11 protein-coding genes are annotated in these 13,763 nt (G+C 47.0%); 4 read left to right on the top strand and 7 right to left on the bottom strand.

The genetic code is table 11. The features are described from left to right. Positions 1-73: 73 nt before the first annotated feature. Positions 74-1,285 carry an IS256 family transposase gene (locus BFC18_RS08265; protein WP_139138946.1) on the top strand — a complete coding sequence of 404 codons (1,212 nt, stop codon included), beginning with the start codon at positions 74-76 and terminating at the stop codon, positions 1,283-1,285. 21 nt (positions 1,286-1,306) lie between these two features. Here the strand turns inward: BFC18_RS08265 and BFC18_RS08260 are convergent, their stop codons facing one another. The 6 genes from BFC18_RS08260 to gcvT form a co-directional block, all read right to left on the bottom strand. Next, the gene (locus BFC18_RS08260) at positions 1,307-2,146 is read right to left on the bottom strand and encodes a dCTP deaminase domain-containing protein (RefSeq protein ID WP_070125077.1); all 840 of its coding nucleotides are present in this window, start codon (positions 2,144-2,146) and stop codon (positions 1,307-1,309) included. A 75-nt stretch (positions 2,147-2,221) separates the two neighbouring features. Beyond that, a complete protein-coding gene (locus BFC18_RS08255; protein WP_070125076.1) occupies positions 2,222-3,220 on the bottom strand; it encodes a hypothetical protein in 999 nt (332 codons plus the stop codon). 85 nt (positions 3,221-3,305) lie between these two features. Further along, entirely contained in the window at positions 3,306-4,634 is a 1,329-nt protein-coding gene (locus tag BFC18_RS08250) for a hypothetical protein (protein ID WP_070125075.1), read from the bottom strand. A 496-nt stretch (positions 4,635-5,130) separates the two neighbouring features. Next, a complete protein-coding gene (gene gcvP / locus BFC18_RS08245) occupies positions 5,131-8,028 on the bottom strand; it encodes an aminomethyl-transferring glycine dehydrogenase (protein WP_070125074.1) in 2,898 nt (965 codons plus the stop codon). Between the two features lie 95 nt (positions 8,029-8,123). Next, the gene (gene gcvH, locus BFC18_RS08240; RefSeq protein WP_070125073.1) at positions 8,124-8,513 is read right to left on the bottom strand and encodes a glycine cleavage system protein GcvH; all 390 of its coding nucleotides are present in this window, start codon (positions 8,511-8,513) and stop codon (positions 8,124-8,126) included. A gap of 32 nt (positions 8,514-8,545) precedes the next feature. Beyond that, positions 8,546-9,625, bottom strand: a complete 1,080-nt coding sequence (gene gcvT, locus BFC18_RS08235; protein WP_070125072.1) for a glycine cleavage system aminomethyltransferase GcvT — start codon at positions 9,623-9,625, stop codon at positions 8,546-8,548. Between the two features lie 139 nt (positions 9,626-9,764). Between gcvT and BFC18_RS08230 the strand changes: the two genes are divergently transcribed. After that, positions 9,765-10,616 carry a LysR family transcriptional regulator gene (locus BFC18_RS08230; protein WP_070125071.1) on the top strand — a complete coding sequence of 284 codons (852 nt, stop codon included), beginning with the start codon at positions 9,765-9,767 and terminating at the stop codon, positions 10,614-10,616. Between the two features lie 256 nt (positions 10,617-10,872). Then, positions 10,873-12,066: a porin gene (locus BFC18_RS08225; RefSeq protein WP_083272973.1), complete on the top strand. Its 1,194-nt coding sequence runs from the start codon at positions 10,873-10,875 to the stop codon at positions 12,064-12,066. On the opposite strand, the gene BFC18_RS08220 is transcribed toward BFC18_RS08225, so the two are convergent. Further along, entirely contained in the window at positions 12,063-13,349 is a 1,287-nt protein-coding gene (locus tag BFC18_RS08220) for a M24 family metallopeptidase (RefSeq protein ID WP_170826578.1), read from the bottom strand. The two genes, BFC18_RS08225 and BFC18_RS08220, sit on opposite strands and share 4 nt — an antisense overlap. Before the next feature lie 143 nt (positions 13,350-13,492). Between BFC18_RS08220 and BFC18_RS08215 the strand changes: the two genes are divergently transcribed. Continuing rightward, the gene (locus BFC18_RS08215) at positions 13,493-13,756 is read left to right on the top strand and encodes a hypothetical protein (RefSeq protein WP_211481019.1); all 264 of its coding nucleotides are present in this window, start codon (positions 13,493-13,495) and stop codon (positions 13,754-13,756) included. Positions 13,757-13,763: the final 7 nt, after the last annotated feature.

Below are 13,763 nucleotides of genomic sequence, written 5' to 3'. Positions count from 1 at the left end.
GAGACTGTAACTAATTTTGTGTAACTGCCTATCTCAACATACTCTATTGAGAGTTAAGGATAGGCAGATGCAAATGAACAAGAAAGAGCTTGAAGCTTTCGCAATGGAAGCGGCCAAAGGGATTAAAACACCTGAGGACTTGAACGAATTTAGTCAGATGTTGAAGAAGATCACCGTTGAAGCGGCACTAAACGCAGAGATGGATGAGCATCTTGGCTACGGAAAACATCAACAGTCCACGTCGACCAATACCCGCAACGGCAAAAGCAGTAAACGGGTCAAAACCGAAGATGGCGAGTTTAAACTCGATACGCCTCGCGACCGTGAAGGCTCCTTTGAACCCAAACTTGTCAAAAAGCACCAAACCCGTTTCACTTCCATGGACGAGAAAATCCTCTGGCTGTACTCACAGGGCATGAGCACCCGTGACATCGTCAATGCCTTTGAGGAGTGGTATGGCGCTGAGATATCGCCCACGCTCGTTTCTCGTGTCACCAATGCAGTTATTGAGCAGGTGATTGAATGGCAGTCACGTCCTCTAGATGCCGTTTACCCGATTGTTTACCTGGACTGCATCGTCGTGAAGATTCGCCAAGATAAGCGGGTCATCAACAAGTCCATCTTTCTGGCTCTGGGTATCAACACTGAAGGTCACAAGGAACTGATGGGCATGTGGATTGCCGAGAATGAAGGCGCTAAGTTCTGGTTAAACGTGTTGACGGAGCTTCAGCAGCGTGGCGTCGAAGATATTCTTATCGCCTGCGTGGATGGTCTGAAAGGCTTCCCTGATGCTATTAACACCGTTTTCCCTCAGACCCACATCCAGCTGTGTATCGTGCATATAGTGCGCAACTCACTAAAGTATGTATCGTGGAAAGACTACAAGGCTGTAACAGCAGATTTAAAGCGGGTGTACCGCTCAGCCACTGAAGACGAAGCCTTGCTTGAACTGGAACGCTTCAGTGAAATCTGGGACGGCCAGTACCCACAAATTGCTAAATCATGGCGCAATCACTGGCAAAACCTTAATACGCTGTTCAGTTACCCTGAGGATATCCGCAAAGCGATTTACACCACCAACGCCATTGAGTCGCTCAACAGCGTTATCAGAAAGGCTATTAAAAAGCGGAAAATCTTCCCAAGTGATGATTCAGCTAAGAAGATGATTTACTTAGCGATTAAAGATGCCAGCAAAAAATGGACAATGCCCATTCAGAACTGGCGTCAGGCTATGAGTCGTTTTATTATCGAGTTCGAGGAACGCCTCGAAAAGCATATTAACTAAATGGCAGTTACACAGAATCTGTTACAGGCTCGGCCCAACTGAACAAGTCCCCTTGGTCCCGGGCGAAGATAATTTAGTTTCCAGTTCAGAAATTCTTTGCTCTAACTGTTCATTTTTGAGTTCCCATAACTCTTTACCCAGAGGCACGCTTCCCAAAATAGCATTTGTCGTGAGTGTGGTAAGAGGCGGAACTAAAATCATTAATAGACCCGCTACCCCGATAATCGCACCTAGTTTCATGACTCCATAATTTAGTGCTTTCTCGTTTAATGACTCCGTTATTTGTTTTTTTATTTTGTCAGGGTTCTGGAAAAATCTCGGAAGCTTCAGGAGGTCTCGTGCTTTGTAGTATCGGTACTCTTCATATTCGTAATAAGTGTTTTTCACCGCCTTAACTTCATCTTCATTCATATCAATTTTATGAAAAACCACTCTAAAAAACCTTCCGCCGTTTACTGATTTTAAGTCAATAGTTTCCGATGATATGTTCGTAAGCAAGGTCGCAATTGGTCCATTATATCCACCATCTACTATGCCGGTGTTAAAAGCCAGTAAGCCTCTTTGTGAATATCTATTTTTTAAAAATACATATGCGACATAGCCCGCGGGAACGCTAATAAACTCTTCAGAAATGAGGTAAACAGTTTCTTGAGGCTCTACGCTTAAGTTGTACGACTCAGATACACCTTCAAAAAAGCTGTCTCCGTCTTTAATTTTTGTTCCCACGTCGGAACGATGAAGAACAGTGCGTAATGTGATATCAATTGAGCTGCATCCGGTATACTTTTTTTCATCGAGGATTTTCTTAGCACGGTCTGTGACCATCCCTTTTGTAATAGCTTCAATTGCAGAAATCTGCATAACAAAACTCCTTTTCAATATTAAATAAAACTAAACTGCGTCAGTCTCAGGCCACATACTCGTTAAAAATTTAAACTAAAGTTCTCTCAAAAGAATGGAAAGCTCTGTAAACGCTGCTTTTGGAACCTTAATTGTCGAAGATGCGCCTCCGCTCATACCTTGTCCACCTGCCTGCCCCACCCATGAACAAGACTTTACCAGTTGTGTAAATCTAATACCCAGCCACTGCACGAGGGTACGCTGTTCATCAACTTCCTGCACTATGTAAAGAGCATCAGTGTTCATACTGTTAGCAGTAAAAAATGCCATCTTTGCAAAAGGGCCAATATCCAGTCCAAACCAGTCGCCAGATGAGTTATCAATAACCGGAGATTTACTCTTAAGTTCGATAGGGTATGCACCGCCAGACTTACCAATAATAAAAAGATCCAAGTCATTATTTGATATCAAAAAATCTACCTGGCAGAAATATCGTGTATATTCAAACCAGAACAAGCCTTTTAATAACTCACTGTCATTCCATGGAGCTGAGTGAATTGAAATTCTATTCTGACTATAGCAGCGAAGTCCTCGATTCCCATCCCTTGGTGGAAATGAGCTGAATACCTCTGCATAGTCAACTTTTGCTAACCCACCACTGGGCGATATTGTATTAAAACGAAGGTCATAAGGTCGGGGATAAACAGCTCTCTTCGTTCCAGTGGACTTCTTTGGTACTGAAAAAGCTGTCTCGTCGACATTGGTAGGCTCAACAAAAAATGTTTTAACGCCAACCTGCCGAAAATAGTTATACGCAGATATCAACGCAGGACTGATAAACAGGTGCGCATTTTTTTTTGACCAACTAAAACCTTTCTCCATCGGCAGAAGGCAGATTTTATGTTCGCTGGGAATTTTAACATTTGTATTTTTTCCCGGGGTAAGTATCCATCCGCCCGGGATGTAATGAATCTCATTATCTTCAAGGTATTGTCTGAATTCCGCTTCAGCTTTAATACCTTTTATTTTGTTGTCATTGATACTTGACCATTGAGTCTCAAGAAAGCTTAAGGCGTCCTGCTTGGTCTGGGGCATTATAAACTATCCATTTGTAATTGTTATTTATTCCAATACACCTAGCTCGTCATGTTAACAAGCTGAGACTTACTCGGTAGCGACGTCACACAACATCAAAATCTTTTCTGGATATAACGTGCTGCAGCCGAAAAGAGCTTTCATAAGAACCACTTTCACCGGCGATAGTGAATGTAAAAGAGCAAAAATCTTTAGGAGTGATCATTTTTGTAATTATGGAAATTTCCGGATTAAATATATATCCATTTTGAGTGGGCTGAACTATATCATCCAAAATCAACCGGTAACCATCATCGGAATTTTTTTCTTTCGAATTAACTAAAAGCTCCGAAGAGTCTGCAATTGTATACTGATATTCAAGGCTACTGTTTTTACTACACATCTCAACCATATAAAAATGCGACTTATCCAAACCGAAGCTGCCACAGTCATCCGTACTCTCTACAAATCCAGTGTCTATAAATCTATCTCTAATTTTACTTCTTATTTTAGAAATATCACTCTGAGATCTTTTTTTGCTTATTATCAGTCTGTCTAAGAACTGTTTCGCTGATTGCGACTCTATAAAATCGCCGACTTCGAATTTATCAATGTATTTTTTTATATCCGAATCAATTTCACTTTCGCAGAAAAAAGACTGATAAACCAACAGTTGCAATTGATGTTCATCTGGCTCCTGTGCTGAATTTTTCAGCACTCGTTTAAAGGATGGTTTATGTATGACGTCTTTTCTTTTAAATTCATGAACCCTTATGCGCTCATTATTCACAATTTCTATTGCGTCAACATCAACAGGTTTATTATCTACTCGCTCAATAGAAAAAAAACCATTATTCAGTAGGAGTCGATGGGCTAACAGCTCCATAATTTGCTTTATATCAAACTGTTGCAAGTATTTTTCACAAAAAAAATCAGCGCTTTCTTGCTGGTTCGAACCTAATAAAATTCTAAGATTCTGGGTCATCTTATTAAGGTCAATAAACAGATGAGGAAGTTCATTCAACTCATAACTTGAAGAACTATCATTCCTAACGCCATTACTACAGATGGTGAACTGTTTAAGCTTTTCGTCCCACCCAATCATAATGAAACCTGCAGTATGCGAGTCCTTGCAAATTATCTTTTTGAAAAGAGTGTCTGTATCCTTTTCATGCTGACTTGCAGCAGAGTGAAGAAACTTCACCCAAAGCATTTGATTTTTCTCGAATTCCCTTCTTTTCTTTAACTTTACACGGCACCAGCCAGTAGAAAACTTTCCGCTTTGTTTAAGCTGATCTAGAACTGTTTCTGTAAAAAGAAGTTCAGTTACGAAAGCATCACGCCTTTTTAACGGGAGAGATTTAGACGACTTTTCGTCTCTTAGTAGTTCAACGTTATCTAACGCCCGGTAATACTTTTTATTTCTTTCGTCCATGAGAAACCGTGTTATACATTCTGTGTGAGGTATACTTTGATGAGAGGAGGTTTGCAGTACCAGCAAACACCGTGAACACAATAAACAACTGAATTTAAAGAATAAAGGCAAAGGCCAATCGAGTCAAACTAACTTCAGAATCTACTATAATTGGAATTTGAGCCAACAGCAATTTAACGTAATTAGATAGTTACAGTTGAGCTTAAGTTATCTTGATGACTGCTTCTATAAGAAGTAAACAAACATCTTTCTTTTAAAAATAGACGTTCGTAACATCTTATCCTTAGCAAGGTGGTCGGAATATAAGCCAAAACTGCTTGGTGAGCTGAATGCGTAAGAAAAAATAATGCGAAATGAAGGTCAGTTCACTCACTATAAAAAAGGCGAGCTAACTTTGGCTCGCCTTTCAGTATTGATGATCGGAATTCCCAATCTCTAATAGTATTCCCAATCTATAAAGATCGTTCCCAATCTATAATGAACGATGTCAGAAACCTCACTCCTCAATATAGCTCTCAATCGGCGCACAGCTGCACACCAGATTACGGTCACCGTATACGTCGTCGATACGGTTTACGCTTGGCCAGAACTTATTGCGGGCTACGGTGGCTACCGGGTAAGCAGCAACGTTGCGGTCGTAGCTGCGGTTCCAGTCGCTGTCGCAGATATCGGCCAGGGTGTGTGGTGCGTTGTGCAGCGGGTTGTCGGTGGCATCCCACTCGCCGCTTTCCACTTTGGCGATTTCGTTGCGAATGCTGACCATAGCCTCGATGAAGCGGTCCAGCTCGTATTTGGCTTCGGATTCTGTTGGCTCAATCATCAGCGTACCGGCTACCGGGAAGCTCATGGTTGGCGCGTGGAAACCGTAGTCGTTCAAACGCTTGGCGATGTCCACTTCGGTAACGCCTGAGGCTTCTTTCAGTGGGCGCAGGTCGATAATACATTCGTGGGCAACACGCTCGTTACGGCCTTTGAACAGTACCGGATAGTGTCCTTCCAGCGACTTAGCAACGTAGTTAGCGTTCAGGATTGCTACTTCAGTTGCCTTACGCAGGCCAGCAGAGCCCATCATTTTGATGTACATGTAGCTGATTGGCAGAATAGACGCACTGCCCCATGGCGCAGCAGATACAGCACCACAGTCTTTGCCGGTACCTTCAATGTTCACAACCGTGTGGTTTGGCAGGAAAGGTGCCAGGTGCGATTTCACACCGATAGGACCCATACCCGGGCCACCACCGCCGTGCGGGATACAGAAGGTTTTGTGCAGGTTCAGGTGCGATACGTCTGAACCGATGAAACCAGGCGCAGTAATGCCTACCTGTGCGTTCATGTTGGCACCGTCCATGTAAACCTGACCGCCGTGGTCGTGCACGATGTCACAGATTTCGCGGATAGTTTCTTCGTACACACCGTGGGTAGACGGGTACGTGATCATGGCACAAGACAGGTTATCGCCCACTTCTTCTGCTTTCTTACGCAGGTCGGCCAGGTCAACGTTACCGTTCTTATCACAGGCAACTACAACCACTTTCAGGCTAACCATTTGCGCAGACGCCGGGTTAGTACCGTGAGCAGAACTTGGGATAAGGCACACATTACGGTGACCTTCGCCACGGCTCTCGTGGTAACGCTGAATCGCCAGCAGACCGGCGTATTCGCCCTGTGCGCCAGAGTTAGGCTGCATAGACAGGTTGTCGTAACCGGTGATGTTGATCAGCCAGTCGCTCAGCTCATCAATCATTTCTTTATAGCCGCCAGCCTGATCAACCGGGGCGAACGGGTGCAGCTGACCAAACTCAGGCCAGGTTACCGGGATCATCTCGGCAGTGGCATTGAGTTTCATGGTGCATGAACCCAGAGAAATCATTGAGTGGTTCAGCGCCAGATCTTTGTTTTCCAGCGACTTGATGTAACGCAGCATCTCGGTTTCAGACTGATACGAATTAAATACTTCGTGAGTCAGAAAATCTGAGGTACGTACCAGTTCAGCAGGAATAGACTTGCTGCCCTGAGTGGTGACTTCCGCGTCCAAACCGTCGATAGTCAGGCCGTGTTCCAGACCCAGCAGCACGTCGAACAGCGCCAGAATATCTTCGCGGTTAGTGGTTTCATCCAGTGAAATACCCACCGCGCCGTCGATGTCTGCACGCAGGTTCATGCCACGGGCGTAAGCCTGTTCCAGCACTTCGGCTTTGTTGTCCACCAGCACAGTCAAGGTATCGAAATAGGTGCTGTGTTTCAGCGCCATGCCTTTCTGGGTTAAACCGATTGCCAGAATGTCGGCAAAACGGTGGATGCGGTTCGCGATGGTTTTCAGGCCTTCAGGACCGTGATAAACGGCATAGAAGGATGCCATGTTGGCCAGCAGCACCTGTGCAGTACAGATGTTGGAGTTAGCCTTTTCACGACGGATATGCTGTTCACGGGTTTGCAGCGCCATGCGCAGTGCACGGCGACCACGGGTGTCTTTACTCACACCAATGATACGGCCAGGCAGTGAGCGCTTGTGGGCGTCTTTGGTGGCGAAGAATGCAGCGTGTGGACCACCGTAGCCCATTGGTACGCCGAAACGCTGTGCGCTACCCAGCGCCACGTCGGCACCCATTTCGCCAGGGGATTTCAGCATTACCAGGCTCATCAGGTCGGCAGCAACCGCTACGATACCTTTTTTCGCCTGAACGGCAGCGATGATGTCGCTGATGTCTTTCACTTCACCGGTAGACGTCGGGTACTGCAACAGTGCACCGAATACGTCGTGATCAGCCGCTTCAGCAGCAGGACCGGTCACAATGCCGAAACCAAACATTTCTGCGCGGGTTTCTACCACGTCTTTGGTTTGCGGGTGAACGTCGTCAGCGATGAAGAACAGGTTAGCTTTTTTGTTTTTAGAAACGCGCCTGGCCAGTGCCATGGCTTCAGCAGCGGCGGTACCTTCGTCAAGCAGTGATGCAGACGCTAGTTCCAAACCGGTTAAATCCATAGTGACCTGCTGGAAGTTCAGGATAGCTTCCAGACGGCCCTGGGCGATTTCTGGTTGATACGGCGTGTACGCGGTGTACCAGCCTGGATTTTCCAGCACGTTTCTTAAGATTACGTTGGGTACGTGGGTGTCGTAATAACCCATACCGATAAACGAGCGGTTGATTTTGTTTTTACCCGCAACGGCTTTCAGCGCTGCCAGTGCATTAACTTCGGTTTGTCCTTCACCGACTTCAATAGGCTTGTCCAGCTGAATAGCAGCAGGTACGGTTTGCGCCATTAAATCGTCTAGCGACTCGGCACCAACTTTGGCCAGCATGGCCTGAATTTCTTCTTCACCCGGACCGATATGACGGCGGATGAAGGCATTTTTTTGCTCTAACTGAGCCAGAGAAACAGATGAATTCGACATAGTATTGTTAAGCACTCGCAATGGATGAGATAAACAAAAGGGGCGTGATAACCTGCCCCTTTAACGCCTTGTAGATGTTTAGCTGCGCGCGACGATTACTCTTCGTCGATGCTGTTTTCGTAGCCTTCTGCGTCAAGCAGACCTTCTACTTCAGTGGCGTCATCTGCTTTAATTTTGAATAACCAGCCGTCGCCGTACGGGTCGCTGTTTACCAGCTCAGGAGAATCTTCCAGCGCTTCGTTAATCGCAACGATTTCACCGCTGATTGGCGCGTATACGTCTGAAGCGGCTTTTACAGATTCAGCTACACACACGTCGTCGCCAGTGCTTACAGCGTCGCCTACGTCTGGCAGATCAACGAAAACCATGTCACCCAGCAGATCCTGAGCGTGCTCAGAAATACCTACAGTGAATACACCGTCGCCTTCTGGGCGAACCCACTCGTGAGTTGATGCATAACGTAAATCGGTTGGGATATTGCTCATAATTAGTTCCTGATTATTCCTTGATGTTGGGATTACAATACACTTTTACCATTGCGCACGAAGCTGGGCTTAACAACACTTACTGTAACCCACTTTTTACGCATTTCCACCTCTACTGTTGCGCCAGTATCGGCAGGTACTCTGGCCAGTGCGACGGAATGCCCTAATGTTGGAGAGAAGGTGCCTGAAGTGATCACGCCTTCTCCTGTTTCTGTGCGGATGTTCTGACCGTGACGCAGTACGCCTTTCTCGGTCATTACAAGGCCTACCAGCTTATCGGTGCCGGCTTGCTTTTGTGCTTCCAGGGCTTTACGGCCCACGAAATCACGATCTTCTGGTTCCCACGTAATGGTCCAGCCCATGTTGGCGGCCAGTGGCGAAACGGTTTCGTCCATGTCCTGACCGTACAGGTTCATACCGGCTTCAAGACGCAGCGTATCACGGGCGCCCAGACCACATGGCTTCACGCCAGCGTCCAGCAGACTTTGCCAGAAAGCACCGGCCTGCGCTTTTGGTACCATGATTTCATAACCCGCTTCGCCGGTGTAACCGGTAGTGGCGATGAACAGATCTTCTGCCTGCACGCCGAAGAACGGCTTCATGCCAGCAACCGCTTCTTTTTGCGCGGCGCTAAACAGGGTAGCGGCTTTTTCTTTCGCATTCGGGCCCTGAACGGCAATCATGGCGAAGTCTGGTTTTTCAGTGATGGTGACATCGAAACCACTGGCTTTATCGTTCAGCCAGTTCATGTCTTTTTCGCGGGTAGCAGAGTTCACTACCAGGCGGTAATTGGTGTCGTCGAAGAAATAAACGATAAGGTCATCAACCACGCCGCCTTCTTCGTTCAGCATACCGCTGTACAGCGCTTTGCCTTTTACCTGCAGCTTGGCTACATCGTTGGCCAGCAGGTAACGCAGATAATCTTTTGCCTGCGCACCGGTCAAATCAACGATGGTCATGTGAGAAACATCGAACATACCGGCGTCACGACGTACCGCGTGATGCTCTTCGATTTGTGAACCGTAGTTAATTGGCATATCCCAGCCAAAGAAATCGACCATTTTGGCACCGGCTTCCAGGTGCTTGGCGTGTAACGCGGTAGTATTCGTCATGCGACTTTGTCCATTTCGATGTGTTAAAAACAGCACAAAGTATAGGGTTACGACAAAAGACCAATCAAATTGGAATTTCTTATCATTACATTTGCAAATATAATATAAGGCAGTCGTATCATCAGCATTTCAAATCATTATGAAACAACTGTCGTTAGATAACCTGCGCACCTTTGTGAGCGTGATTGAACAAGGTGGCTATGCCAAAGCTGGGGATTTTCTTGGCCGTTCCCAGCCCGCTATAAGCCTGCAAATTAAAAAGCTGGAAGAACAGCTCGACCGCAAACTGTTCACCAAAGTGGGACAGCGGCACATGCCCAGCGCCGACGGCAACTGGCTGTACCCGAAAGCCAAGGAACTGCTGGAACTGAACGACGGCATTTTCCGGGCGCTCACGCCAGCGCCGTTAAGCGGCCGCTTGCGTTTGGGCATTCCTAATGAATTTGCCTCTACCCTACTGCCGGGTTTAATTGGCGAGTTCTCCAAGCGCTATCCTGATGTGTCGCTGGAAGTTACCTCATCGTTAAGCCGGGATTTACTGCATGCGTCCCGCCGCAACCAGTTCGATTTAATCTTAGCGTTAGTGAATCCCGATGCAAAATCTGACGACGGTGAACTGGTGCTGGAAGATGATGTGGTGTGGGTAGGCGATGCTAACCGGCCATTTGTGGGTGAGAACATTCCGCTAGTGCTAGCGCCAGATGGCTGCATGTATCGCAGCCGGGTAATCGACGAGTTAAAACAGCAAACCCGTTCCTGGAAAATCAGTTATACCAATGCGGATTTGAGCGGTCTGGTGGCAGCCATTCAACAAGGTTTAGGCATTACCGCCCTCGCCCGCTCGAGTATGCCGGAAAACCTGACGGTGCTGAAAGACAACCGGTTACCCCATTTAGGCAAGGTGAACATTTGTTTGTTTAACCAAAGCATTCAGCATCCCGTGGTAAGCCGTACACTGGCAGACTTCATCAAAAGCCGGTTACAGGGGTAGTCTACAGCGGCCCGTTTACAATGCGTTTTTGTGTAAATGGGTGAACGTAAAAAAGCATTGTATAGCGATCTGAATTGGATGAATTGTCGTTAAAGTGGAATGACTAAACGGTCTGTGTTTCGACCGTTTTTTTGATCCTCGTGGTACCAATCCCGATTTATGACACTTTGGTGACACTTTTATGACTTTCAGCCTTGATCACCGACTGAAAATATTTACACTTCGCATTCCTTTTTTTCCGTCCTCAAGTTGTTCCATGTCTGCTTTTATATGTAAACGTTTAACCACCCTATTCCTCATTATCTCTTTTAACGTGTCTGCATCGGGGTTGTCTGATGCGCTCGCTAACTATGACGGTAAGGGCCTTATTTTCGAAAGTGACGACGGCCTATACCTGATGCAAGTGCGCGGACGTGTACAAACTCGCTTTGCAAATCCTGGCCTTGGTCAGCCGAACGATCCCGGTGACTTCATTCGTGAAAGTGGTAACCAGTTTGACGTGAATCGTGCCCGCCTCAAAGTGGGTGGTCATATGGTGCGTGACTGGTTGAAATACTACTGGGAATACGAGGTCGCCGACGACCGCACACTTAATGCCACTATCATGGTGGAAAAATACGATGCGCTGAAATTCAAAGTGGGCCAGTGGAAAGTGGAATATTCTCGTGAGCGCAGCGTAAGTAGTGGTGGTCAGCAAATGATGGATCGCTCCATTATCAACCGCATTTTCACCATAGACCGTCAGCAAGGTGCCTCGGTGTACGGTCATCTCGATGGCGGCGGTGCGCTGAACATGAATTATTGGGCGGGCGTTTACACCGGCTCGGGCCGCGGCGAATACAATAACCATGATGGGGAGAACTTGTATTCGGGTCGCTTGCAGTGGAATTTTCTTGGCGAAGAAGTGGGCTTTAAAAACAGTGACATTAAACGCTCTGAAAAACCCAAAGCGGCACTGGCTATAGCAGGCGCAAAATACCGCAGCATTTATACTCGATTCTCTTCATCCGGTGCCGGCGCATTGGATAATGTGGATATTGGTGAATCGGCCGGCCAGTATGACGTGAAGCAATACGTTATTGATGCGGCCTACTTTTACCAGGGCTTTAATGCGCAGGCTGAATTTCACGAAAAGTCGGTTACCGACAGAATAAACGGCGGCATAAAAACTCGCCTGACCGGATATTACGGACAGGCAGGTTACTTTGTGCATGAAGCGTTTGATTGGTGGCCTGAGCCCTTAGAAATTGCCGTACGCTATGCCACCTACGACCCGAACACCGCCGATAATGCTGACGAATTCTTTGAGAAGTCGCTGGCGCTCAACTGGTTCATTCGCGGTCACGACAACAAGGTGACCGCTGAAGTTAGCCATATCAGTATGGAACAGTCAGACATTGAAGTGGGCGACCGCACCACCTGGCGCTTGCAATGGGACGTAAGTTTCTAAGCCATCGGGCTTAAACGGCCTAGCGGCTTATCCAGACTTTCTGGGGGCTCGGTAAACCAGGCCGGGCCCGATTCAGTCATGTATAAACAGTCTTCTAATCGCACGCCAAACTCACCCGGAATATAAATACCCGGTTCGTTCGACAAACACATGCCGGGTGCGAGTTTGGTGGTTTCTCCGTGGACGAAATTCACTTTTTCGTGGCCTTCCATTCCAATGCCGTGACCGGTTCGGTGAGACAATCCCGGTAATGCGTATGCTGGCCCGTAACCCAAGGTTTCGTAATATTCGCGTACCGCATCGTCTACTTTACCGGTTGGTGTGCCGTTCTGCGCTTTTTCAAACGCAATTTGCTGACCTTTATGCACGGCATTCCACACCTCGCGCTGTTTCTTTGACGGCTCGCCGAACACCCAGGTTCGGCTGATATCTGACTGGTACCCGTGCACAGCGCAGCCACAGTCCATGAGAACGGTTGACCCTTCGCTGATCACCTGCTTTTGGCTGGTACCGTGAGGGTAAGCGCTAGCTTCGTTGAACAATACCAGGCCCCAAATGGATGAACCGCCTAATTGCTGCTGCGCGGCTGCCATAATCTGTTTAACATCACTTTGTGCCATACCAATTTCAAGTTGTGAGTACACATGCTCGTAAGCCTTTAACGTGACTTCGTTGGCTTTATGCATGAGTTCCAGTTCATGAGTACTCTTGTACATGCGACAGCCCAAAATCACGGGTTCTGCAGGTACATGTTCGCACTTTGTCATTAGCGACATCAGACCATTCAGTACGAAGTAACGGACGGTATTTTCAAAACCGATTTTGCCCTTATCAAGCTTGCGGGCTTTCAGTGCTTCGTTTACCTGAACAAACGGACTTTCGTGCTCCTGCCACACCCGCACCTCGGCATCGATGGCCAGAGATTCTTTCACGCTAGGGGCTTCAAAAAATGGGGTGACAACGGCAGGTTGACCTTCTTGGGGGATAACCAGCGCGGTGAGACGTTCACTGCGCCACCACTGCATGCCACTGAAATAAGTCATAGATGCACCGGGCTCGATAACGAGCGCACTCAGCCCCTGCTTTACCATGAGTTGCTGGGCTTTTTTAATCCGCCCTTCATGCTCTGCTTTGCTAATTGGCTTTACGTTGCCGGTGATGGGTTGCAGTGCGTTAGATTGTTGCCCGGAGGTGGATACAGATGCGTTTGATGCCAGCGCTGAACCCATGGCAGTCATGGCACCGAAACCGGCGGTAAGTTTCATAAATGCGCGTTTGTTCATTGGAATTCCCTTTTTGATTTTTATACTTTTGTCTAAATTACCTGATATTTCCACGCAGTATACTGGATGTCTTCTATTGTCGACGAAGCGCGAGTCTTTAGCGTTCAGTTTTGTCACAAACACCAAACGCGTAACGAAAATTATTGTCTCAGGCAATTACCATGGAAAACAAACTGGAAAGCAATCTGAAAGAGGTTAACTCTATTTTGCTGTCTGCCCTGTCCCGCTATTGTGACAGCAAGCGCTTGTTGATCAAGAGCATAGAGGATGCTTATGATCGTATGCTGGTTGCGGAACTGTACGACAGCTCTGTACTTACCATAAAGCTTATTTCTGAGCTTGAGGCTGAGTACGAAATTTTTCACCCTCAAACCCAGAAACGAACGATGGAAGTCGCTGGGGTTTAATATCCTT

This window comes from Alteromonas confluentis (genome assembly GCF_001757105.1).
GTDB classification, from domain to species: domain Bacteria; phylum Pseudomonadota; class Gammaproteobacteria; order Enterobacterales; family Alteromonadaceae; genus Alteromonas; species Alteromonas confluentis.
Note: the sequence above shows the minus strand (reverse complement) of the source record. Positions and strands in the feature narration are given on the sequence as shown.

Bases quoted from the DNA above. Each gene is read 5' to 3' on its own strand.
- BFC18_RS08265 (WP_139138946.1), top strand. From the start codon at position 74: ATGAACAAGAAAGAGCTTGAAGCTTTCGCAATGGAAGCGGCCAAAGGG.
- BFC18_RS08260 (WP_070125077.1), bottom strand. From the start codon at position 2,146: ATGCAGATTTCTGCAATTGAAGCTATTACAAAAGGGATGGTCACAGAC.
- BFC18_RS08255 (WP_070125076.1), bottom strand. From the start codon at position 3,220: ATGCCCCAGACCAAGCAGGACGCCTTAAGCTTTCTTGAGACTCAATGG.
- BFC18_RS08250 (WP_070125075.1), bottom strand. From the start codon at position 4,634: ATGGACGAAAGAAATAAAAAGTATTACCGGGCGTTAGATAACGTTGAA.
- gcvP (WP_070125074.1), bottom strand. From the start codon at position 8,028: ATGTCGAATTCATCTGTTTCTCTGGCTCAGTTAGAGCAAAAAAATGCC.
- gcvH (WP_070125073.1), bottom strand. From the start codon at position 8,513: ATGAGCAATATCCCAACCGATTTACGTTATGCATCAACTCACGAGTGG.
- gcvT (WP_070125072.1), bottom strand. From the start codon at position 9,625: ATGACGAATACTACCGCGTTACACGCCAAGCACCTGGAAGCCGGTGCC.
- BFC18_RS08230 (WP_070125071.1), top strand. From the start codon at position 9,765: ATGAAACAACTGTCGTTAGATAACCTGCGCACCTTTGTGAGCGTGATT.
- BFC18_RS08225 (WP_083272973.1), top strand. From the start codon at position 10,873: ATGTCTGCTTTTATATGTAAACGTTTAACCACCCTATTCCTCATTATC.
- BFC18_RS08220 (WP_170826578.1), bottom strand. From the start codon at position 13,349: ATGAACAAACGCGCATTTATGAAACTTACCGCCGGTTTCGGTGCCATG.